Annotated in this window: 20 protein-coding genes; 13 read left to right on the forward strand and 7 right to left on the reverse strand. The window is 72.1% G+C overall.

The window, feature by feature from the left end; genetic code table 11:
- Positions 1-38: 38 nt before the first annotated feature.
- On the forward strand, positions 39-377 hold the full coding sequence (locus ABT118_RS18845; protein WP_502884588.1) for a hypothetical protein: 339 nt from the start codon (positions 39-41) through the stop codon (positions 375-377).
- A gap of 54 nt (positions 378-431) precedes the next feature.
- Here the strand turns inward: ABT118_RS18845 and ABT118_RS18850 are convergent, their stop codons facing one another.
- A complete protein-coding gene (locus tag ABT118_RS18850; RefSeq protein WP_502884589.1) occupies positions 432-1,406 on the reverse strand; it encodes a COX15/CtaA family protein in 975 nt (324 codons plus the stop codon).
- Positions 1,407-1,443: 37 nt separating this feature from the next.
- On the reverse strand, positions 1,444-2,697 hold the full coding sequence (locus ABT118_RS18855; RefSeq protein WP_350669882.1) for an acyltransferase family protein: 1,254 nt from the start codon (positions 2,695-2,697) through the stop codon (positions 1,444-1,446).
- Between the two features lie 372 nt (positions 2,698-3,069).
- Here ABT118_RS18855 and ABT118_RS18860 point away from each other — a divergent pair, with 372 nt between their 5' ends.
- Both ABT118_RS18860 and ABT118_RS18865 read left to right on the forward strand, forming a co-directional pair.
- Entirely contained in the window at positions 3,070-4,335 is a 1,266-nt protein-coding gene (locus tag ABT118_RS18860; protein WP_350669883.1) for a choice-of-anchor A family protein, read from the forward strand.
- A 171-nt stretch (positions 4,336-4,506) separates the two neighbouring features.
- Positions 4,507-5,070 (forward strand): LAETG motif-containing sortase-dependent surface protein, encoded by a 564-nt coding sequence (locus ABT118_RS18865; protein ID WP_350669884.1) that lies wholly within the window; start codon positions 4,507-4,509, stop codon positions 5,068-5,070.
- 3 nt (positions 5,071-5,073) lie between these two features.
- Here ABT118_RS18865 and ABT118_RS18870 read toward each other — a convergent pair whose 3' ends face one another.
- Complete coding sequence (locus ABT118_RS18870) at positions 5,074-5,838, reverse strand: ABC transporter permease (RefSeq protein WP_350669885.1); 765 nt, start codon at positions 5,836-5,838, stop codon at positions 5,074-5,076.
- On the reverse strand, positions 5,835-6,758 hold the full coding sequence (locus tag ABT118_RS18875) for an ABC transporter ATP-binding protein (protein ID WP_350669886.1): 924 nt from the start codon (positions 6,756-6,758) through the stop codon (positions 5,835-5,837). Before ABT118_RS18875 ends, ABT118_RS18870 begins: the two co-directional genes overlap by 4 nt.
- Positions 6,759-6,921: 163 nt before the next feature.
- On the opposite strand from ABT118_RS18875, the gene ABT118_RS18880 reads away from it, so the two are divergent.
- Genes ABT118_RS18880 through ABT118_RS18915 form a run of 8 tightly spaced genes read left to right on the forward strand, consistent with a single transcriptional unit; the run spans position 6,922 to position 13,715 of the window.
- Entirely contained in the window at positions 6,922-7,761 is an 840-nt protein-coding gene (locus ABT118_RS18880) for a helix-turn-helix transcriptional regulator (protein WP_350669988.1), read from the forward strand.
- Complete coding sequence (gene sufB, locus ABT118_RS18885) at positions 7,758-9,173, forward strand: Fe-S cluster assembly protein SufB (protein ID WP_350669887.1); 1,416 nt, start codon at positions 7,758-7,760, stop codon at positions 9,171-9,173. The genes ABT118_RS18880 and sufB overlap by 4 nt, the downstream gene beginning before the upstream one ends.
- Positions 9,174-9,229: 56 nt before the next feature.
- On the forward strand, positions 9,230-10,462 hold the full coding sequence (gene sufD, locus ABT118_RS18890) for a Fe-S cluster assembly protein SufD (protein WP_350669888.1): 1,233 nt from the start codon (positions 9,230-9,232) through the stop codon (positions 10,460-10,462).
- Between the two features lie 4 nt (positions 10,463-10,466).
- Positions 10,467-10,784, forward strand: coding sequence for a bifunctional 3-phenylpropionate/cinnamic acid dioxygenase ferredoxin subunit (locus ABT118_RS18895; RefSeq protein ID WP_350669889.1), 318 nt, complete (start codon positions 10,467-10,469; stop codon positions 10,782-10,784).
- Positions 10,785-10,790: 6 nt separating this feature from the next.
- Positions 10,791-11,555: a Fe-S cluster assembly ATPase SufC gene (sufC, locus tag ABT118_RS18900; RefSeq protein ID WP_350669890.1), complete on the forward strand. Its 765-nt coding sequence runs from the start codon at positions 10,791-10,793 to the stop codon at positions 11,553-11,555.
- A gap of 29 nt (positions 11,556-11,584) precedes the next feature.
- Positions 11,585-12,838, forward strand: a complete 1,254-nt coding sequence (locus ABT118_RS18905; RefSeq protein WP_350669989.1) for a cysteine desulfurase — start codon at positions 11,585-11,587, stop codon at positions 12,836-12,838.
- Positions 12,839-12,852: 14 nt separating this feature from the next.
- Positions 12,853-13,299, forward strand: coding sequence for a Fe-S cluster assembly sulfur transfer protein SufU (gene sufU / locus ABT118_RS18910; protein ID WP_350669891.1), 447 nt, complete (start codon positions 12,853-12,855; stop codon positions 13,297-13,299).
- Positions 13,300-13,319: 20 nt separating this feature from the next.
- Positions 13,320-13,715, forward strand: coding sequence for a metal-sulfur cluster assembly factor (locus ABT118_RS18915; RefSeq protein ID WP_350669892.1), 396 nt, complete (start codon positions 13,320-13,322; stop codon positions 13,713-13,715).
- Positions 13,716-13,777: 62 nt separating this feature from the next.
- Here the strand turns inward: ABT118_RS18915 and ABT118_RS18920 are convergent, their stop codons facing one another.
- Positions 13,778-15,109: an MFS transporter gene (locus ABT118_RS18920; protein WP_350669893.1), complete on the reverse strand. Its 1,332-nt coding sequence runs from the start codon at positions 15,107-15,109 to the stop codon at positions 13,778-13,780.
- 342 nt (positions 15,110-15,451) lie between these two features.
- On the opposite strand from ABT118_RS18920, the gene ABT118_RS18925 reads away from it, so the two are divergent.
- Positions 15,452-17,032 carry a hypothetical protein gene (locus ABT118_RS18925; protein WP_350669894.1) on the forward strand — a complete coding sequence of 527 codons (1,581 nt, stop codon included), beginning with the start codon at positions 15,452-15,454 and terminating at the stop codon, positions 17,030-17,032.
- A gap of 9 nt (positions 17,033-17,041) precedes the next feature.
- Here ABT118_RS18925 and ABT118_RS18930 read toward each other — a convergent pair whose 3' ends face one another.
- Positions 17,042-17,494 carry an SRPBCC family protein gene (locus ABT118_RS18930; RefSeq protein ID WP_350669895.1) on the reverse strand — a complete coding sequence of 151 codons (453 nt, stop codon included), beginning with the start codon at positions 17,492-17,494 and terminating at the stop codon, positions 17,042-17,044.
- Between the two features lie 101 nt (positions 17,495-17,595).
- A complete protein-coding gene (locus ABT118_RS18935) occupies positions 17,596-18,042 on the reverse strand; it encodes a VOC family protein (RefSeq protein ID WP_350669896.1) in 447 nt (148 codons plus the stop codon).
- 202 nt (positions 18,043-18,244) lie between these two features.
- On the opposite strand from ABT118_RS18935, the gene ABT118_RS18940 reads away from it, so the two are divergent.
- Positions 18,245-19,420: a hypothetical protein gene (locus ABT118_RS18940; RefSeq protein ID WP_350669897.1), complete on the forward strand. Its 1,176-nt coding sequence runs from the start codon at positions 18,245-18,247 to the stop codon at positions 19,418-19,420.
- The last annotated feature ends 206 nt before the right edge of the window (positions 19,421-19,626 follow it).

Raw genomic sequence — 19,626 nt, forward strand, 5'->3', positions numbered from 1 at the left:
CGTCGCCAGTGCGACTACTCATCGGTAGCATGCCGGACATGAGCAGCGCAGACACCGCCACCACCGCCGCGCCGGACGCCCGCGCCGAGCGCCGCGCCAAGCGCATCGCCCGACACATCGAGAGCTTCGCCAAGCAGCACGGCGGCAGCGCCGAGGGCGTGGTCGAGTACGTCGGCCGCACCGCCACCCGGATCGTGCTGGTCGGCGCGGACGGCTCCTGGGGCGACCAGGTCGCCCCGACCTTCGCCGTCGGCAAGCGGGCCGCCGAGCTGGCCGGCCTCAAGCTGCACGACGACTTCGAGGGCGAGCTGGCGCTCAAGGTGCGCACCAGCGCGTACGAGTGGAAGCGGATGGCCGGCATCCAGCTCGGCGGCTGACCGTACGGCAGAAGGCCCGGACCCCGTGCGGGGGTCCGGGCCTTCGACGTACCGTCAGGCGTCCTGCAGCTCCTGGGCCGGGACGGCCGGCGCCGCCAGCGTGGCCCGGCTGCGCAGGGCCAGCGGGATCCGCAGCGCGGCGATCCAGACCAGCGCGGCGCCCAGCATGTGCAGACCGACCAGGATCTCCGGGGCGTCGGTGAAGTACTGGACGAAGCCGATCAGGCCCTGCGCCAGCAGCACCACCAGCAGCTCCTTGGCCCGGGCCCGGGCTGCCGCCGGGGCCTTGACCGCCGCCAGCACGAAGACCGCCGCGATGGCCAGGCCGAAGGAGAGGAAGGCCAGGTCGGTGTGGAGCTGGGCCAGGCGGTCGTAGTCGATCGGGATCCGGTGCACCGGCTTGCCGTCCGAGCTGGAGGCGCCCGGGTGGTGGCCCGCGCCGGTGACCAGGGTCCCGGCGACCACCAGCAGGCCGATCACCAGCACCAGCAGCCGGGCCAGCCGGGTCACCTGGAGGCCCACCAGCGGCTCCGGCGGGCCGTCGCCCTCCTTGGCCCGCTCCCAGGTCAGCACCGCGACCCAGACCAGGCCCATGGCCGCGATCAGGTGCGCACAGACGATGTACGGGTTGAGGCCGGTCAGCACGGTGATGCCGCCGAGCACGGCGTTGCTCATCACCAGCCAGAACTGCGCCCAGCCGAGCCGGGTGATGCTCCGCCGCCACGGCGCGTTGCAGCGGGCCGCCAGGGTGACCCAGGCGACCGCCGCGCAGAGCACGTAGGTGAGCATCCGGTTGGTGAACTCGATGATGCCGTGCAGGCCCATCTCCGCCGTCGGGGTCAGGCTGTCGGCGGTGCAGCGCGGCCAGGTCGAGCAGCCGAGGCCGGAGGCGGTGAGCCGGACGGCGCCGCCGGTGACCACGATGACCACGCTCATCACCAGGGCGGCGAGCGCGGCCCGCCGGACGGTCGCGGCGGTCGGGTGCCAGCGTTCGGCGAGGAGAGCGGAGGGGGTAAGCACGGGAATCACTCTAAATCTCCTCACACCGGGCCGGCGCACACCCCCCTCAGCTGAGGGCGCGGCGGCGGCCGCGGGAGCGGCGGGGCCAGGGGAACAGCCGGGGCGAGCGTTTCGCCGCCAGGTCCTCGATCCAGCCGAAGGTCAGCACGAACAGCGCGAGCAGCGGCACGGCCACCAGCAGCTGCGGGTAGCGGGTGGTCAGCAGCCAGGACAGGTGCCCGCTGGCCCAGTCGCTGCGCCAGGCCAGGTCGACGATCGGCACCGACAGCTCCAGCGCCAGGGTGTGCCAGAGGTAGACGCTCACCGCGCGGGCGTTGAGCAGGCTGATCAGGCCGTTGAAGCGTTGCAGCGGCCCGGGCCAGGTCCCCCAGGACGGGCTCAGGTGGAGCAGCAGCAGCACGAAGCCGAACGACCAGACGGCCTGCGCGATCGGCACGCTCTCCAGGTCGCCGACCTCGGTCGGGTCGAGCACCGGACGGCTGGACAGCCACCAGTAGCCGGCCACCATCACCAGCGGGGCGATCGAGGGCGCCACGTACTGCGGCAGCTTGCGCAGCAGGCCCTCCTGGTGGGCCATGCCGAGGATCCAGCAGGAGCCGAAGATGGTGAAGTCCGAGAAGGTCTCCCAGATCCGGCCGTCGTCCGGCAGCAGCGGGGAGCAGAAGGTCAGGGCCAGCGGGGTGAGGATGGTGATCACCGGGAAGCGGCGCAGCGCCTTGAGCATCAGCGGTGAGAGCAGCACGTACCAGAGGTAGGCCCGCAGGTACCAGAGCGGCACCCCGACCTGCTCGGCCCAGTTGGCCTCCATCAGACCGCCGAAGCCGGAGAGCCCGTGCTCCGCGAACGGCGGGGTGCTCAGCGGCACCAGCCAGAGCACCAGCTTGCCCCACCACCAGCCGGGGTGGCCCTCGGAATTGGGCCCCCAGCCGTCCAGCAGGCTGAGGCTGATGGTGACGATGCCGAACAGCCAGAGCGGCGGCAGCAGCCGGCGCAGTCGGCCGCGGATCACCGAGAGCGCCGGGCGGTTCAGCGAACGGGCCATCAGCGATCCGGCGAGCGCGAACATCACGCCCATCGAGGGGAAGACCAGCGGCAGCCAGGCCCAGCTGAAGTTGTGGTAGATCACCACGCGCACCAGGGCCAGCGCGCGCAGCAGGTCCAGGTAGCGGTCCCGGCCGCCGGAGCGGGGCCTGGGCGCGGGCGGCTCCTCGGCCACCGGCTCGACGGCCTGCGGTTCGGGCTGCCGGGGCGGCGGAACGCGCAGTTGCATGGTCTCGATGTGCTGCGGGAACGAGGACACGTCACACCTCCGCGACGGGGGCCGGACGGCACGGGCCCAGGACGGACCGCCGGGGGCGCTGATGGTGGGACATGGAATTCCTGACGGGGTGCTCCGGGTGCTCACGGCAGGCGTCGGGAAAGCCGCGACAGGACCCTGCTGGGCCGACGGTAGTCGAGCCGGACGACCTGATTCGGCATCAATGTCCGGTCTGTGCGGGTCTGCGCAAACCTTGTAATCGGATCGAAATTACGTACACCCCCCGGCCGTCCGCCGACGAACTCGGATCTTGTGGACAGAGCGGACATTGGTCTTGACCAGTGCGCGGTCGGGTCGACAGAGTGCGGCTTGAGCCATACCTGTTTGGCCGCACCTACAGCGGAGATCCTGCACATGCGCATATCCGTACCCGCCGCCGCGCTCGCGCTCGGCGGCTCCCTCGCCCTCGGCGTCCTGGCCGTCCCGACCGCCCTCGCCGCCCCGGCCGCCGAGAACTGCCGCACCTTCGGCACGGCCAACCTCTACGGCGAGTTCATCGAGGGGAACGACACCCACACCCCCGATGCCGAGGGCGCGGTCGCGATCGGCGGCAACGCCGACTTCACCGGCGGCTTCTCGGTCGGCAACGAGCTGACCGCCGACCAGGTGGCCAAGCTGCCGGGCGGCAACGCCCTGGTGGTCGGCGGCAACCTCACCGGCAACGTCCAGGTGATGAAGGGCAACGGCGTCTACGCCGGCACCCTCAACGGCAAGGCCGAGGCGCACGCGGGCACCGTCACCAAGGGCCCGTCGCCGATCGACTTCGCGGCCGAGTTCGCCAAGCTCCGCTCGCTCTCCGCCGAGCTGGTCAGGCCCGGCGCGGGGACGATGTCCCTGGACGGCGGCCGGGTGACCCTGACCGGTACGGACGCGACGCTGAACAGCTTCGTCCTCACCAAGCAGATGCTCACCGGGGCCAAGGAGTTCTTCCTCAAGGTGCCGGTCGGCTCGGTGACCGTGATCAGCTCGGTGGAGGACGCCTATGACCAGGACCAGGCCGGCACCACCGGCTTCTTCCTCTGGGACGAGGCGAGCAAGAGCTACCTGAACGACGACAAGCTGCAGAGCGCGGCGGGCGGCAAGATCCGCGAGAAGCTGCTCTGGAACTTCCCGAACGCCACCAAGGTGGTCAAGAAGAGCGGCAACGCCTGGCCGGGCAGCGTGCTCGCCCCGAACGCCGCCTTCGACCTGGGCAGCGGCGGCCCGGTCAACGGCTCGGTGATCGCCAAGTCGCTGACCGGCCGGGGCGGGGCCGAGACCCACCACTACCCGTTCACCGGCTGCCTGCCGACCACGCCCGTGGTCTCGACCTCGCCGACGCCGTCCGGCTCGACCTCGCCGAGCCCCAGCGGTACGCCCTCGGGCACCCCGTCCGGGAGCACCAGCGGCACGCCGTCCCCGTCCGGTACGCCCACCCCGGGCGGCAGCGGCAGCCCGTCCGCCTCGGCGCCCGCCGGTGCCACCCCGAGCCCGTCGGCCCCCGGCGGCACCGGTGGCGGCGGCCTGGCCTTCACCGGCGCCAGCGGCCTGCTGCCGCTGACCGTCGGCGGCGTGCTGGTGCTCGGCGCCGGCGTCGGCATCGCGGTGGCCGTGCGCCGCCGCTCGGCCCGCAACGCCTGACGCCCCGCCGGAACCGTACGCACACCCGCCGATCGCTCCTGATCGGCGGGTGTGCGTTTTTCGTCAACTAGGGTCGGTCGTCCGCCCACCGCCGGTAGAGTCCGCCCCCGAAGGTCCGCGCGAGGCTCAAGACCCTTGCCGGGCAAGGTCGTTCGGGAGGGACGGGTTCAGATGGCAGGGCTGCGCGCACTACCCGGTGGGCTGATCACGGGCGCGGTGGGGCTGGGTGTGCTGACCCCGTTGCTGCTGGCCGGCAGCGCGGCGGCGCACACCTCGGAGTGGACCCTGGACTGCGACCGGGTCAGCCTCAGGGTGACCGGTTACGACCCCCAGTACAGCAACCGGATCACCCTCACGGTCGGTGGCGAGAAGCTGCTCGACCACCAGGCGTTCGGCGCCGCGTTCAGCCAGGACTTCCCGGTCAAGGCGCACACCGGCGACCTGGCGGTGGAGCTGTCCGTGACCACCGACGAGCAGCCGAAGAACCCGGTCACCAGGACCGGCACCGTCAAGCCCTGCCCGCCGCCCTCGCCGAGCCCGACCCCCTCGCCGTCGGTCAGCCGCACTCCCGCTCCGACCCCGACGCCGACTCGGAAGCCGTCGCCGAAGCCGTCCGCCCCCCAGCTGGCCGAGACCGGCGGCGGCAGCCACGCCGGCGTGATCGCGGCGGCCGGGGCCGGGGTGCTGGTGGTCGGTGGCGCCCTGGTCCTGATCAGCCGCCGCCGCTCGCGGTAGCGGTCACTCCCAGCGGAAGAACCGGGCGGCCAGGCCGAGGCCGAGCGCCGCCCAGGCGCCGAGGATGCCCAGGTCCGCCCAGGGCATCCCGGCGCCGGTCTGCAGCACCGAGCGCAGGCCGTCCGAGAGCGCGCTGATCGGCAGCAGCTCCAGCACCGGCTGCACCGCCGCCGGGAACTTGGCCAGCGGGACGACCACGCCGCCCGCCAGCAGCAGCAGGACGAAGACCAGGTTGGCGGCGGCCAGGGTGGCCTCCGCCCGCAGGGTGCCCGCCATCAGCAGCCCGAGACCGGAGAACGCGGCCGTGCCCAGCACCAGCAGCGCCGCCACCGCGAGCGGGCTGCCCTGCGGGGACCAGCCCAGGCCGAGCGCGATCACCGACAGCAGCGCCACCTGGAGCACCTCGGTGACCAGCACGCAGCCGGTCTTCGCGGTCAGCAGCGCCCAGCGCGGCAGCGGGCTGGCACCCAGGCGCTTCAGCACCCCGTACCGCCGCTCGAAGCCGGTGGCGATCGCCTGCCCGGTGAACGCGGTGGACATCACCGCCAGCGCCAGCAGCCCCGGCGCCAGGAAGTCGACCCGCTTGCCCGGCCCGGTCACGTCGACCACGTCCACCGCGCTGAACAGCACCAGCAGCACGGTCGGGATCACCACGGTGAGCAGCAGCTGCTCACCGTTGCGCAGCAGCATCTTCGTCTCGAACGCGGTCTGCGCCAGCAGCATCCGCCCGACCGGGGCGGCGCCGGGCATCGGCTCGTAGCTGGTCATCGCAGTTCCCGTCCGGTCAGTTCGAGGAAGACGTCTTCGAGGCTGCGCCGACGCACCGTCAGCCGTTCGGGCAGCACGCCCGCCTCGGCGCACCAGGCGGTCACGGTGGCGAGCAGGGCGGGGTCGAGCGGGGCCTCGACCCGGTACGAGCCGGGGGACGGCTCGGTGGCCGAGGCGCCGTCCGGCAGCACCTTGTGCAGCGAGCCGAGGTCGAGCCCGGCCGGGCCGTCGAAGTGCAGGCTGCTCTCCGAGCCGCCCCGGCAGAGCTGCTCGACGCTGCCCTCGGCGATCACCCGGCCGCCGTCCACGATGGCCACCTGGTCGGCCAGTTGCTCGGCCTCGTCCAGGTGATGGGTGGTCAGCACCACGGTGACGCCGTCCCGGCGCAGGTCGCGGACCAGCTCCCAGGTGGCCCGGCGGGCCTGCGGGTCGAGGCCGGCCGTGGGCTCGTCCAGGAAGACCAGCTCGGGGCGGCCGACCACGGCCATCGCCAGCGCGAGCCGCTGCTGCTGGCCGCCGGAGAGCCGGCGGTAGGCGGTGCGGCCGCAGGAGCCGAGGCCGAGCCGCTCGACCAGGGCGTCCACGTCGAGCGGGTGGGCGTGCAGCTTCGCGGTGTGCCGCAGCATCTCCACCGCGCGGGCGCCCGCGTACACGCCCCCGGACTGCAGCATCACGCCGATCCGGGGCCGCAGTGCCTGCGCGTCCGCGACCGGGTCGAGGCCGAGCACCCGGACCGTCCCGGCGTCCGGGCGGCGGTAGCCCTCGCAGGTCTCGATCGTGGTGGTCTTGCCGGCACCGTTCGGCCCGAGCACCGCGGCGACGGTGCCGCGCCCGATGGTCAGGTCGAGCCCGTCCACGGCGGTCTTGCCGCCGTACCTCTTGACCAGCCCGGTAACCCGGACGGCGGGATCGCTTTGCATACCCGGGAGTCTATGAGGCGGCCTCCGGGCGACCCGACCGGGCTCCGTTGATCGTTTCCGCAGGTCAGGTAAGCCTTACCTGCGTGATTGACACCACCGGTGCGTCGTGGATCACGGCTTGTCCTTCCGGAATGAATTACGCAACAATCGTGTTGTGAAAAACATGCGCGAGCACGCCCAGCTGCCGGAGGCCGACCAGGCCCCCGGCTCTGCCGTGCCCGCGGGCGAGCCGGACGGCCACCGGGCCACCCGCGACCGGGTCGCCCGGTCGATCCTGGACCACGGCCCGTCCTCCGCCGCCGACCTGGCGACCCGACTGGGTCTGACCTCGGCCGGTGTCCGCCGCCACCTGGACGCACTGGCCGCCGCCGGCCTGGTCGACGTCCGCGAGCAGCGGGTCTACGGCAGCCGGGGCCGGGGCCGCCCGGCCAAGGTCTTCGCCCTCACCGAGTCCGGCCGGGACGCCTTCTACCAGGCGTACGACCAGCTCGCGGCCGACGCGCTGCGCTGGATCTCCGAGGCGGTCGGCGGCGGCAAGGCGGGCGAGGAGGCGGTCGCCGCCTTTGCCCGGGCCCGCTTCGAGCGCCAGGGCGAGCGGTACCTGAGCACGCTGGAGCAGGCCGGTGCGGAGTTCCGCACCGAGGCTCTCGCGCAGGCGCTGAGCGCCGACGGGTACGCTGCCACAGTGCGGCGAGTGCCCTCTGCGGCCGCTTCGGCGGCCCCGGCCGGCGCCCAGCTCTGCCAGCACCACTGCCCGGTCGCGCACATCGCCGAGCAGTTCCCGCAGCTCTGCGAGGCGGAGACCGAGGTCTTCTCCCAGCTCCTGGGCACCCATGTGCAAAGGCTGGCCACCATCGCCCACGGCGACGGGGTCTGCACCACGTATGTGCCGGCACCCGGTGCCGCATCGTCATCCGGCTCGCGCCGGCTGTCCGGTGCAGTGCCGACTGCCGGTACGTCTACTCCATCCGAACCTGCGTCCGCGCGGAGGAACCTCGCATGACTGACACCGTTTCGCACCCCGAGCTCGATGGTCTCGGCACCTACGAGTACGGCTGGTCCGACCCGGACGCCGCCGGTGCCGCCGCCAAGCGAGGGCTGAGCGAGGAGGTCGTCCGCGACATCTCGGCCAAGAAGTCCGAGAGCGAGTGGATGCTCAACCTCCGCCTCAAGGGCCTGAAGCTCTTCGGCAAGAAGCCCATGCCGACCTGGGGCTCGGACCTCACCGGCATCGACTTCGACAACATCAAGTACTTCGTCCGCTCCACCGAGAAGCAGGCCGAGTCCTGGGAGGACCTGCCCGCCGACATCAAGGCGACGTACGACAAGCTCGGCATCCCGGAGGCGGAGAAGCAGCGCCTGGTCGCCGGTGTCGCCGCGCAGTACGAGTCCGAGGTGGTGTACCACCAGATCAACGAAGAGCTCGAGGCTCAGGGTGTGATCTTCATGGACACCGACACGGCGCTCAAGGAGCACCCGGAGCTGTTCAAGGAGTACTTCGGCACCGTCATCCCGACCGGTGACAACAAGTTCGCCGCGCTGAACACGGCGGTCTGGTCCGGCGGCTCGTTCATCTACGTGCCGAAGGGCGTGCACGTCGAGATCCCGCTGCAGGCCTACTTCCGGATCAACACCGAGAACATGGGCCAGTTCGAGCGGACGCTGATCATCGTCGACGAGGACGCCTACGTCCACTACGTCGAGGGCTGCACCGCCCCGATCTACTCCTCGGACTCGCTGCACAGCGCCGTGGTCGAGATCATCGTGAAGAAGGGCGGCCGCTGCCGCTACACGACGATCCAGAACTGGTCGAACAACGTCTACAACCTGGTCACCAAGCGCGCCGTGGCGTACGAGGGCGCGACCATGGAGTGGGTCGACGGCAACATCGGCTCCAAGGTCACCATGAAGTACCCGGCCGTCTACCTGATGGGCGAGCACGCCAAGGGCGAGACGCTGTCGATCGCCTTCGCGGGCGAGGGCCAGCACCAGGACGCCGGCGCCAAGATGGTGCACATGGCGCCGAACACCTCCTCGAACATCGTCTCCAAGTCGGTGGCCCGCGGCGGTGGCCGGACGTCGTACCGCGGTCTGATCGAGATCGGCGAGGGCTCCAAGGGCGCCAAGTCCAACGTGCTCTGCGACGCGCTGCTGGTCGACACCATCTCGCGCTCCGACACCTACCCCTACGTGGACGTCCGCGAGGACGACGTGTCGATGGGCCACGAGGCGACGGTCTCCAAGGTCAGCGAGGACCAGCTGTTCTACCTGATGAGCCGCGGCATGACCGAGTTCGAGGCGATGGCGATGATCGTCCGCGGCTTCGTCGAGCCGATCGCGCGTGAGCTGCCGATGGAGTACGCGCTGGAGCTCAACCGGCTGATCGAGCTGCAGATGGAAGGCTCCGTCGGCTGACCCGGCCGCACGAAGTCCAGATCCGCATTCCCAAGGAAGAGAGCATCACGACAGCCATGGCTGACGTTCAGAACACCACTGGCTCGACGACTGCCGGTTCGATCGAGGTCGGTACGGCCGGGGCCGGTGCGCAGCTGGCCGGTCCCGGCACCGGCCGGGCCACCGTGCAGCAGCCGATCGACGCCCGCGTCGCGGTCAAGCCCTCGTACGACGTCAACGACTTCCCGGTGCCGCACGGCCGCGAGGAGGACTGGCGCTTCACGCCGATGCACCGCCTCCTCGGCCTGCACGACGGCACCGCCGCCGAGGGCGCGTCCGGTACCGACAAGGTCGAGCTCGGCCTGCCCGAGGGCGTCACCGCCGAGACCGTCGGCCGTGACGACGAGCGGCTCGGCAAGGCCGGCAAGCCGGTCGACCGGGTCGCCGCGCAGGCGTTCAGCGCCTTCGGCCAGGCGCTGGTCGTCACCGTGCCCAAGGACACGGTGCTGACCGAGCCGGTGAAGATCGACGTGCACGGCGAGGGCGGCGTCGCCTTCGCCCACGTGCTGATCGAGGTCAAGCCGTTCGCCGAGGCGGTCGTGGTGCTCAACCACACCGGCACCGGCGTCCGCGCCGCCAACGTCGAGCTGCTGCTCGGCGACGGCGCCAAGCTCACCTTCGTCTCGGTCCAGGACTGGGACCGGGACGCGGTGCACGCCGCCCAGCAGACCGCGCTGATCGGCCGGGACGCCTCGCTCAAGTCCGTCGTGGTCACCTTCGGCGGCGACCTGGTCCGGCTGCACCCGCGGGTCAACTACGCGGGCCCCGGCGGCGAGGCCGAGCTGTACGGCCTGTACTTCGCGGACGCCGGCCAGCACCTGGAGCACCGCCTGGTGATCGACCACGACACCCCGCACTGCCGGTCGAACGTGGTCTACAAGGGCGCCCTGCAGGGCAAGGACGCGCACGCGGTCTGGGTCGGCGACGTGCTGATCCGCGCCGCCGCCGAGGGCACCGACACCTACGAGCACAACCGCAACCTGGTGCTCACCGACGGCGCCCGGGTCGACTCGATCCCGAACCTGGAGATCGAGACCGGCGAGATCGTCGGCGCCGGCCACGCCTCCGCGACCGGCCGCTTCGACGACGAGCAGCTGTTCTACCTGCAGTCCCGCGGCATCCCGGCCGACGACGCCCGCCGCCTGGTCGTCCGCGGCTTCTTCGCCGAGCTGGTCCAGCAGATCGGCGTCGCCGAGATCCAGGACCAGCTGATGGCGAAGATCGAGGCCGAGCTGGAAGCGACGGTCTGAGCCGATGAGCTTTCTCCGTGCCTGCTCGCTGGCGGACCTGGCGGAGGACACCCCCAAGCGCGTCGAGCTGAACGGTGTCCCGGTCTCGATCGTCCGCACCGAGGGGGAGGTGTTCGCGATCAACGACATCTGCTCGCACGCGAACGTCTCGCTCTCCGAGGGCGAGGTCGAGGACTGCGCGATCGAGTGCTGGCTGCACGGCTCCAGCTTCGACCTGCGCAGCGGCAAGCCCTCGGGCCTGCCCGCGACCAAGCCGGTCCCCGTCTACCCCGTAAAGATCGAAGGGGACGATGTGCTCGTCTCCGTCAACCAGGAGTCCTGAGTACATATGGCAACGCTTGAAATCCGTGACCTGCACGTCTCCGTCGAGACCGAGAGCGGCCCCCGCGAGATCCTCAAGGGCGTCGACCTGACGGTCAAGCAGGGCGAGACCCACGCCATCATGGGCCCGAACGGCTCCGGCAAGTCCACCCTCGCGTACACGCTGGCCGGTCACCCGAAGTACACCGTCACCAGCGGCACGGTGCTGCTGGACGGCGAGGACGTGCTGGAGATGTCCGTCGACGAGCGCGCCCGGGCCGGCGTCTTCCTGGCCATGCAGTACCCGGTCGAGGTCCCCGGCGTCTCGGTCTCCAACTTCCTGCGCACCGCCGCCACCGCCATCCGCGGCGAGGCCCCCAAGCTGCGGACGTGGGTCAAGGAGGTCAAGGAGGCGATGGCCGCGCTCCAGATGGACCCGGCCTTCGCCGAGCGCAACGTGAACGAGGGCTTCTCCGGCGGCGAGAAGAAGCGGCACGAGATCCTCCAGCTGGAGCTGCTCAAGCCGAAGATCGCGATCCTGGACGAGACCGACTCCGGTCTGGACGTCGACGCGCTCCGCCAGGTCTCCGAGGGCATCAACCGGGTCGCCTCCTCCGGCGAGGTCGGCACCCTCCTGGTGACCCACTACACCCGGATCCTGAAGTACATCAAGCCCGACCACGTCCACGTCTTCTCCGCCGGCCGCATCGTCGAGTCCGGCGGCGCGGAGCTCGCGGACAAGCTGGAGAACGAGGGCTACGCGGCATACGTGAAGGGCGGCGCTTCCGAGTGACAACCCATCCCGGCTCGGCCCTGACCGGGCTGCTCGCCGACGCACAGCAGTTCGGCGACGCGATCCGCAAGGACTTCCCGATCCTGCAGCGGGTGCTGCACGACGACAAGCCGCTGGTGTACCTGGACAACGCGGCCACCTCGCAGAAGCCCCGTCAGGTGCTGGACGCGCTCAACGGCTACTACGAGCGGCACAACGCCAACGTCCACCGCGGCGTGCACGTGCTCGCCGAGGAGGCCACGGCGCTGTACGAGGGCGCCCGTGACAAGGTCGCGGCCTTCATCAACGCGCCGAGCCGGGACGAGGTGATCTTCACCAAGAACGCCTCCGAGTCCCTCAACCTCGTGGCCAACATGCTGGGTTGGGCCGAGGAGCCGTACCGCGTCGATGCCGACGCGGAGGTGGTCATCACCGAGATGGAGCACCACTCCAACATCGTGCCGTGGCAGCTGCTCTCGCAGCGCACCGGCGCGAAGCTGAAGTGGTTCGGCCTGACCGACGAGGGCCGGCTCGACCTGTCGAACATCAACGAGCTGATCAACGAGAAGACGAAGATCGTCTCGTTCACGCTCGTCTCCAACCTGCTGGGCACGGTCAACCCGGTCGAGGCCATCGTCCGGCGCGCCCAGGACGTCGGCGCCCTGGTGCTGATCGACGCCTCGCAGGCCGCCCCGCACATGGTGCTGGACGTGCAGGAGCTGGGCGCCGACTTCGTCGCCTTCACCGGCCACAAGATGCTGGGCCCGACGGGCATCGGCGTGCTGTGGGGCCGGCAGGAGCTGCTGGAGGACCTCCCGCCGTTCCTCGGCGGCGGCGAGATGATCGAGACCGTCACCATGGGCGCCTCGACCTACGCCCCGGCCCCGCACAAGTTCGAGGCGGGCACCCCGCCGATCGCCCAGGCGGTCGGACTCGGTGCGGCCATCGACTACCTGTCGAACATCGGCATGGAGCGGATCGCCGCCCACGAGCACACCATCACCGAGTACGCGGTGCAGCGGCTGCTGGAGGTCCCCGACCTTCGGATCATCGGTCCGCGCGACGCCGTGGACCGGGGTGCGGCGATCTCCTTCGTGCTCGGCGACATCCACCCGCACGACGTCGGCCAGGTGCTCGACGAGCAGGGCATCGCGGTCCGGGTCGGCCACCACTGCGCGCGGCCGGTCTGCCTGCGGTACGGAATTCCGGCGACCACGCGGGCGTCGTTCTACCTGTACTCGACGCCGGCCGATGTCGACGCACTGATCGACGGCCTGCACCACGTCCGGAACTTCTTCGGCTGAGGGGTGAGCGCGGAATGAAGCTCGACTCGATGTACCAGGAGATCATCCTGGAGCACTACAAGAACCCCCACGGCAAGGGGCTGCGGGACGGCGACGCCGAGGTGCACCACGTCAACCCGACCTGCGGTGACGAGATCACCCTGCGGGTCCGGCTCGACGGCGCCGTGGTGGCGGACGTCAGCTACGAGTCCCAGGGCTGCTCGATCAGCCAGGCCAGCGCCTCGGTGCTGAACGACCTGGTGGTCGGGAAGACCGTGGGCGAGGCGCAGGCGATCCAGGAGGCCTTCCTGGAGCTCATGCAGAGCAAGGGCAAGGGCGTGGGCGACGAGGAGGTGCTGGAGGACGCGGTCGCGTTCGCCGGCGTCTCGAAGTTCCCCGCCCGGGTCAAGTGCGCGCTGCTGAGCTGGATGGCCTGGAAGGACGCCACCGCCAAGGCGCTCGCCGAACACCCCGCCGTCTGACGACTGTTAAGGAAGCACTCATGAGCGACACCGAGACCGGCGCGCCGGTCGAGGCGGCGGCGCCCTCGACCGAGGGCCCGACCGTCATCGTCGGCACCACCGCCGGCACCGTCTCCGTCGAGGACCTGACCGAGGCCCTGATGGACGTCGTCGACCCCGAGCTGGGCATCGACGTGGTGAACCTGGGCCTGATCTACGGCATTCACATCGACGAGTCCGACGTGGCCACCATCGACATGACCCTCACCTCGGCGGCCTGCCCCCTCACCGACGTGATCGAGGACCAGGCCAGGACCGCCACCGACGGCCTGGTCCAGGACCTCCGGATCAACTGGGTCTGGATGCCGCCGTGGGGCCCGGACAAGATCACCGACGACGGCCGCGACCAGCTGCGCGCCCTCGGCTTCAACGTCTGATCGGACGTCGGAAAGGGCCCGATCCTCCTTCCGGAGGGTCGGGCCCTTTCTGCTGCCTGCTGCTACTCGGCCTTCTTCGAGCGCAGCACCACGCCGGCCAGGCCGAGGCAGGCCAGCGCGGCCACGGCGGCGAAGCCGCTGACGGCGGGCAGCAGGCCGTAGTGCTGGGTGAGCGCGCCGACGGCCACGATCGGGAGCGAGGAGCCCAGGTAGACGATCACCCAGAGGGTGGAGAGCTCGCTGCCCCGGCGCTCCGGGTTCATCGCGGCGACCGCGGTGGTGAAGAGCGAGCGGAAGGCCACGCCCTGACAGGCGCCGCCGAGGACGCTGCCGAGGAAGAGCAGCGCCGGGGTGCGGGTGTACAGGGCGGTGACCACCAGGGCCAGGCCGGCCGCCAGGCCGGTCATGCCGAGGGCGACCACCAGGCGGTCGGCGGTGGGCGGCACCAGCAGCTGCGCGATCGCGGAGGAACCGAGCAGCAGGGCGGCCACCACGGCACCGGTCATGGTGGAGGTGGTGTCCAGCAGCTTGGCGGAGAACGCCGGGGCCAGGCTGAGGTAGACCCCGAAGACCGCGTACGAGGCGAAGCCGGCGCCGGAGGCGAGCAGGAACTCGCGCCGCCCGGTACGCGGCAGCCGCAGCCGCTGCGGCCGCAGGTGGGCGGGCGTGGTGATGCGCGGCGGCGCGGCGGGGGCCCGGCGCCGACCGGGCATCCGGGGGTGGACCACGGCGAGCGGGACGCAGAGCACCAGCAGCGCGATCGCGTGCAGCAGGAACGGCGTCAGCAGCGGGTGCTCGCCGGAGGAGAGGGCGGAGCCGACGATCGGGCCGAGTGCCACGCCGCCGGCCGAACAGGCCAGGGTGAGCTTGGCGGCCAGGGTCGGGTGGTCCGGCAGCAGGTCGCCGAGGGCGGCACCGGCGGCGCCGGTGGCGAAGCCGACCGCGACGCCCTGGACGGCCCGGCCGAGGGCCAGCTGCCAGAAGCTGCCCGCGGTGGCGAACAGCACGTCGCCGCCGGCGGCCAGCGCCACGGCGGGCAGGATCATCGCGCGCCGCCCGAGGTGGTCGGACCAGTGGCCGACCGCGGCCAGCACCGGGACCAGGGCGAACACGTAGACCGTGAAGAGCACGGTGGTGTCGAGCGGGGTCAGGCCGAGCTGCCGCTGGAGCACCGGGTAGATCGGGGTGGCCAGGTTGGCCCCGATCAGCAGGAGCAGCAGGGCGGCGGCCACCAGGCCGACACGGATGCCGCGCAGCGCGTTCCAGCGGCTGATCGCGGCGAGCTGGAGCTGCGTGCGTGGTGCGAGCTCCAGGGGAAGCAGGGCCTCCGAGAGTCGGCGTCCTTCGAACTGTGCGGTGGACAGTCCGGCGCCGACGGGGGAGAGGTCCGCCATGGCAGGGGTCTCCTGTGGCCGGGCACCACCGGGACCGGCCCGGACCGGGGTGTGGCCAGACGAGAGCCCTGGTGGGGCGGGGTGTGAGGGGTGGGCTTCGTTGCCCGGCGGCCGGTGCGAGGGTGTGCACCGGGCCTTGTGCAGGATACGTGCTGGAACGAGGGGGGTCGGCCCGTCCCGGGTGTCGGCTGCGCCACGTCACCTGATGGCGGGGGTACTGCGTCAGGTCTCGGCGTGCGACTCCGGCGGGGCGGCTCCGCTGCGGATACGCTGAGCTGATGGACCGCCACCCAGACGGTTCATCCGGCAGTGACCACCGCCACCTCGGGAGACCTCGCAACGATGTCCGGACGCAGCAGCAGCACCCCTGACAACCCGTCGGACAACGCGGCTGCCGAGCGCCTGCTGCCCGCCGACTACGACCTGGCCGACCTGTACGGGGCCTTCGCCGCGCACGGGCAGGACGAGGACCAGGACGACGCGGCGGTGCTGGTGCCGCCGGTCCTGCTGCCCTCGGAGCGCGAGCTGGCCGACGCGGCGCTGGCCGTACCGCTGATCGCCCACGCGCTGAAGCTGGCCCGCTGGGCCGCGCCGCACCGGCCGGTGGACGAGTTCGGCGACCTGCTCGGCAGCGACCGGGCCCCGGCCGCCGAGCTGCTCGGGCTCGGGGCGGACGAGGACGGCGAGGTCGAGGCGATGCGGGCCTGGTCGCTGGCCTGCGACCTGGACCTGGTGGAGATCGGCACCACCGAGGCCGGCGAGCACGTCGCGATCCCCGGCCCCGACCTGGAGCCGGCCGAGGCGGGGGACGAGGAGACCGTCCTGGAGCTGTGGCTGACCGCCGCCGGGATCGTCCGGGAGCTGTCCGCCGAGGCGGACTCGCTGGACCTGGACGACGAGGAGGCCGAGGCCGAGGAGGACGACGAAGCCCGGCTGGCCGCGGTGGAGGAGTCCCGGCGGGCGGCGGCCGAGCTGCTGGACGAGGCGCTCCAGGTGCTCTACGAGACCACCGCCTTCGCCGAGCCGGGCGAGGAGACGGTGCCGCTGGGCGTGCTGGCCGCGCTGCTGGTGGTGCCCGAGGGCGAGGAGCCGGACGAGGAGCTGCTCGGCGACATCACCGATCTGATGGTCACCCTGGACCCGATGCTCGCGGACCTGGCCGAGCTGGGCCTGCTGGAGCACCGGCCGATCGACCCCGAGCTGTTCGAGGAGGAGGAGGCGACGGTCGGCGAGGGCGAGCTGAGCGACGAGGAGTCGGCCCGGTTCGGCCTGGTCCGGCTGACTCCGCTGGGCCAGTACGGGGTCCGGCAGTGGCTGCTGGAGGAGGGCTACGACGCGCCGCTGGTGGGCGAGCTGGCCCAGGGCGACGCGGAGGCGCTGCTGCGCGGGGTCTCCGAGACGGCGAACGTGCTGCCGGAGCGCGAGGTGCTGATCTGGCTGGCCGGCCGGGAGCCGGAGGCGGCCGCCCGCGAGCTGTTGGAGGCGGCCCGGGGCACCGACGCGTACAGCCCGGTCCGGCGGATGCTCTCCGTGCAGGCGCTGGAGGTGATCGGCGAGGCGGCCCGCCCGGCCGCGGCCGAGGTGGTGGACGACGTGGAGCTGGGCGGCGCGGTGCGGGCCTGGCTGCGCGGGCAGGGCCAGGAGGTGGCGGCGCCGGAGCGGGCGGTGGTGCTGTGGACGGTGGTGGACGGCTTCGCGGCCCAGCTGCTGACCAGCGAGGGCGAGGCCGAGGTGCTGCACCGGCTGGTCTCGGAGCTGCCAGTGACGGACAACCCGGCCAGCTACTTCGGCGAGCTGTGGCGGGTCCGGCACCCGTACACGGCGGACGTGCTGGAGGCGATCGGTGAGCTGCACCTGAACCGGACGGTGGCCAAGGAGGCCAGGAAGGCCGCGTTCAAGGCGCGGTCGCAGCAGAACGGCTGACGCCCCGTCTCACTGACGCCCGGTCAGGTGGCGCAGCAGCCCGCGGTGGCCGCCGCGCATCATGGCGGCGTGGTTGGCCAGGAAGAGCGGGCGGGCCACCGGGGCGAGCCGGCGCATCAGCGGCTTGGCCGGGCGGACCTCCTCCTCGAACACCGCCCGGCTGCCCGCCGCCCCGTCGGGGTGGACCGTCCAGCGGGACCAGCCGACCAGGTCGCCGGTCAGCCCGGCGGCCAGGGTCAGGGCGACCGGGTCCTGCTCCTGCTCGGTGGCGGTCAGCCGGAGCCGGTAGGGCAGCACCGACCGGATCACCAGCTCCCCGCTGCGGTCGGTCAGCCGGCGGACCGACCGCACCTGCGGCCACCACTGCGGGTAGCGCTCGACGTCCCGCAGCGCCGAGTACACCGGCGCCGGGGGGACGGGGAGCAGCCAGGTCGAGACCAGGTGGTACAGGTTGGCGTCCACGGCACCGAGGCTAGGGCCTGGCGGGCCGTTCCGACCCCGATCCGGCGCCGACGACCGTTCCGGCGACGATGGCCGTTCCGGCGCCGGTGGTCGGACCGGGGCTACGGCAGGTCGAGCTGGCCGGTCTCGGTGAAGGGGAAGAAGGGGTTGTGGGCCAGCTCCCAGAGATGGCCGTCCGGGTCCTCGAAGTAGCCGGAGTAGCCGCCCCATTCGGTGGCGGCCGGGGGCTTGACCACGGTGGCGCCGGCCTCGACCGCGAGTGCCAGGGCGGCGTCGACCTGGGCGGTGGACTCCAGGTTCACCGCGAGGGTGACACCGCGGAAGGACGGCTCGCCGGTGGCCGGGATGCCTGCGTCGGCGGCCAGCTCCTCGGTGGGGAAGAGGCCGAGCACCGAGTCGGCGGTGCGGAACCAGACGATGCTGTCGTTGGAGGCACTGGAGCGGGACCAGCCGAGCGCCTGGTAGAAGGCGGTGCTGGCGGCCAGGTCGGTCACCCCGAGGGTGACGATGCTGATCCGGGCGGGGAAGGCCGGGGTGGCTGCGGTCATGCCTCCCAGAGTAGGCAAGGCTACTGACTATCGGCGGCGGACGGGGCCGGGACGGCGGGCTGCCAACCGTACGAGCGAAGCTGATGGCCCAGCAGGTCCGGGCCCCGTATCGTGGGGCGGACGCGGCGCGGGGTGCCGGGCAGGGCCCGGTGCAGTGGGCCGGGAACGACGGCGAGGCGAGCACGCGGGGGTGCGGCAGAGGATGACGAGGCAGAACGCGACCAGGCCCCAGGAGCCCGAGGACTACTACGCCGACCACGAGGAGCACAGCCGTCGGGTGCTCGCGGACGCCGACTTCCCGGTCTTCGGGGTCGACCGGTCGGAGCGCGGTCCCGGCTTGCACCGGGCCGAACCGGCGCACGACGCCGGACACGCGCCCCCGTCAGCCCCCGATGCGCCGGAGGACAGCGACGCGCTCGCCGAGTACGAGGTGCAGAACGGCCGGCTCGGCTGGGTCGAGGTCCGTTCGGGCGACTGGAGTTCCGCCGAGGGCCCCTATGTGACGGTCCGTACCTACCGCCCCGGCGCGGAGCAGCAGCCGCTGCCCGAGCTGGAGGACGTGGTCGAGGACGAACGCGACCGGGTCTACGAGCAGTTGGAGATCGACGAGGGCGACGGCCCGGGTGCGGTCCGGGCCCTGCGGGAGTGGATCACGGTCGAGGGCGAGCCCCGGGCGGTGCAGATCCACGAGGACCGGCGCCCGGACGGCGAGCCGCCGGCCCCGGTCTGGGCCGGGCGGCTGCGGGTGGACGGCGTCACGGTCCAGGTGACCGGGCGCGGCGTCCCGCCGGGCGGGGTGGAGCTGCGCCGGATCGAGGACTTCGAGAAGTACGTGCTCGGCCGCACCGACCTGATGCGCAAGCTGGCCCGCCAGCAGGACCGGCGGGCGGTGCTGGAGGAGCGCGAACTCCCGCCGGTGGCGGGCCTGGAGGCGCACCGGGCGGTGGTCGAGCACGCGGTGCACGAGGCGGTGGCGCTGGCCGCGCAGGCCCGGGCCCGCCGGGTGCCGAGGCTGCCCCGGCGGCTGCGCGGCGAGGCGGGCGCGGTGCGCTGGGAGGCGGCCGTCCGGCAGCAGATGCGGCTCGCCTCGGAGACCAGGGACGAGGCGGGCGACGCCGTCACCGCGATGGTGAACCACCTGACCAGGCTGGCCCAGAACACCGAGTGGGCGATCGGCACACCGGAGGGCCAGGCCGCGGTCGAGGAGGTGATCCGGTACACCGCCTTCGCCAGCGAGGTGCCCAGCCTCCCGGCCCAACGGGCTTGGGAGCGGCTCTGGTTGGGTGGTGCGCCGCGGACCCCGGGGAGTGCTCCGGTGACCGAGGAGGCCTGGCTCACCGCGTGGGAGCAGTGGCGGGTCGAGCGGGTCGAGCGCTGACGGTCAACTGTCAAGAGCCGTACCCGATCTGACGGAGTCCCGTCCGGTTGTTCGGATACGGTCGGCAAATCACCACCGGGGAGCGGTGCCGGGTTCACCCGGGGTTCACCGGCGGGGCGGAGTCTGCTGGTCGTCGGCGGCCCACTCCGCCGGCGCCGAGTGCGCAGCGGCCGGGACCGTCCGGACTGCCGCCCCACCTCACAGGA

It is taken from the genome of Kitasatospora sp. NPDC002040 (genome assembly GCF_040296785.1).
Classification (GTDB): Bacteria; Actinomycetota; Actinomycetes; order Streptomycetales; family Streptomycetaceae; genus Kitasatospora.

Excerpts from the sequence above, each read along its gene's own strand:
- sufD (WP_350669888.1), top strand. The coding sequence starts at position 9,230 with ATGGCTGACGTTCAGAACACCACTGGCTCGACGACTGCCGGTTCGATC.
- ABT118_RS18895 (WP_350669889.1), top strand. The coding sequence starts at position 10,467 with ATGAGCTTTCTCCGTGCCTGCTCGCTGGCGGACCTGGCGGAGGACACC.
- sufU (WP_350669891.1), top strand. The coding sequence starts at position 12,853 with ATGAAGCTCGACTCGATGTACCAGGAGATCATCCTGGAGCACTACAAG.
- ABT118_RS18935 (WP_350669896.1), bottom strand. The coding sequence starts at position 18,042 with ATGACCGCAGCCACCCCGGCCTTCCCCGCCCGGATCAGCATCGTCACC.
- ABT118_RS18845 (WP_502884588.1), top strand. The coding sequence starts at position 39 with ATGAGCAGCGCAGACACCGCCACCACCGCCGCGCCGGACGCCCGCGCC.
- ABT118_RS18875 (WP_350669886.1), bottom strand. The coding sequence starts at position 6,758 with ATGCAAAGCGATCCCGCCGTCCGGGTTACCGGGCTGGTCAAGAGGTAC.
- ABT118_RS18915 (WP_350669892.1), top strand. The coding sequence starts at position 13,320 with ATGAGCGACACCGAGACCGGCGCGCCGGTCGAGGCGGCGGCGCCCTCG.
- ABT118_RS18880 (WP_350669988.1), top strand. The coding sequence starts at position 6,922 with ATGCGCGAGCACGCCCAGCTGCCGGAGGCCGACCAGGCCCCCGGCTCT.
- sufB (WP_350669887.1), top strand. The coding sequence starts at position 7,758 with ATGACTGACACCGTTTCGCACCCCGAGCTCGATGGTCTCGGCACCTAC.
- ABT118_RS18940 (WP_350669897.1), top strand. The coding sequence starts at position 18,245 with ATGACGAGGCAGAACGCGACCAGGCCCCAGGAGCCCGAGGACTACTAC.
- ABT118_RS18920 (WP_350669893.1), bottom strand. The coding sequence starts at position 15,109 with ATGGCGGACCTCTCCCCCGTCGGCGCCGGACTGTCCACCGCACAGTTC.
- ABT118_RS18865 (WP_350669884.1), top strand. The coding sequence starts at position 4,507 with ATGGCAGGGCTGCGCGCACTACCCGGTGGGCTGATCACGGGCGCGGTG.
- ABT118_RS18925 (WP_350669894.1), top strand. The coding sequence starts at position 15,452 with ATGTCCGGACGCAGCAGCAGCACCCCTGACAACCCGTCGGACAACGCG.
- ABT118_RS18860 (WP_350669883.1), top strand. The coding sequence starts at position 3,070 with ATGCGCATATCCGTACCCGCCGCCGCGCTCGCGCTCGGCGGCTCCCTC.
- ABT118_RS18870 (WP_350669885.1), bottom strand. The coding sequence starts at position 5,838 with ATGACCAGCTACGAGCCGATGCCCGGCGCCGCCCCGGTCGGGCGGATG.
- sufC (WP_350669890.1), top strand. The coding sequence starts at position 10,791 with ATGGCAACGCTTGAAATCCGTGACCTGCACGTCTCCGTCGAGACCGAG.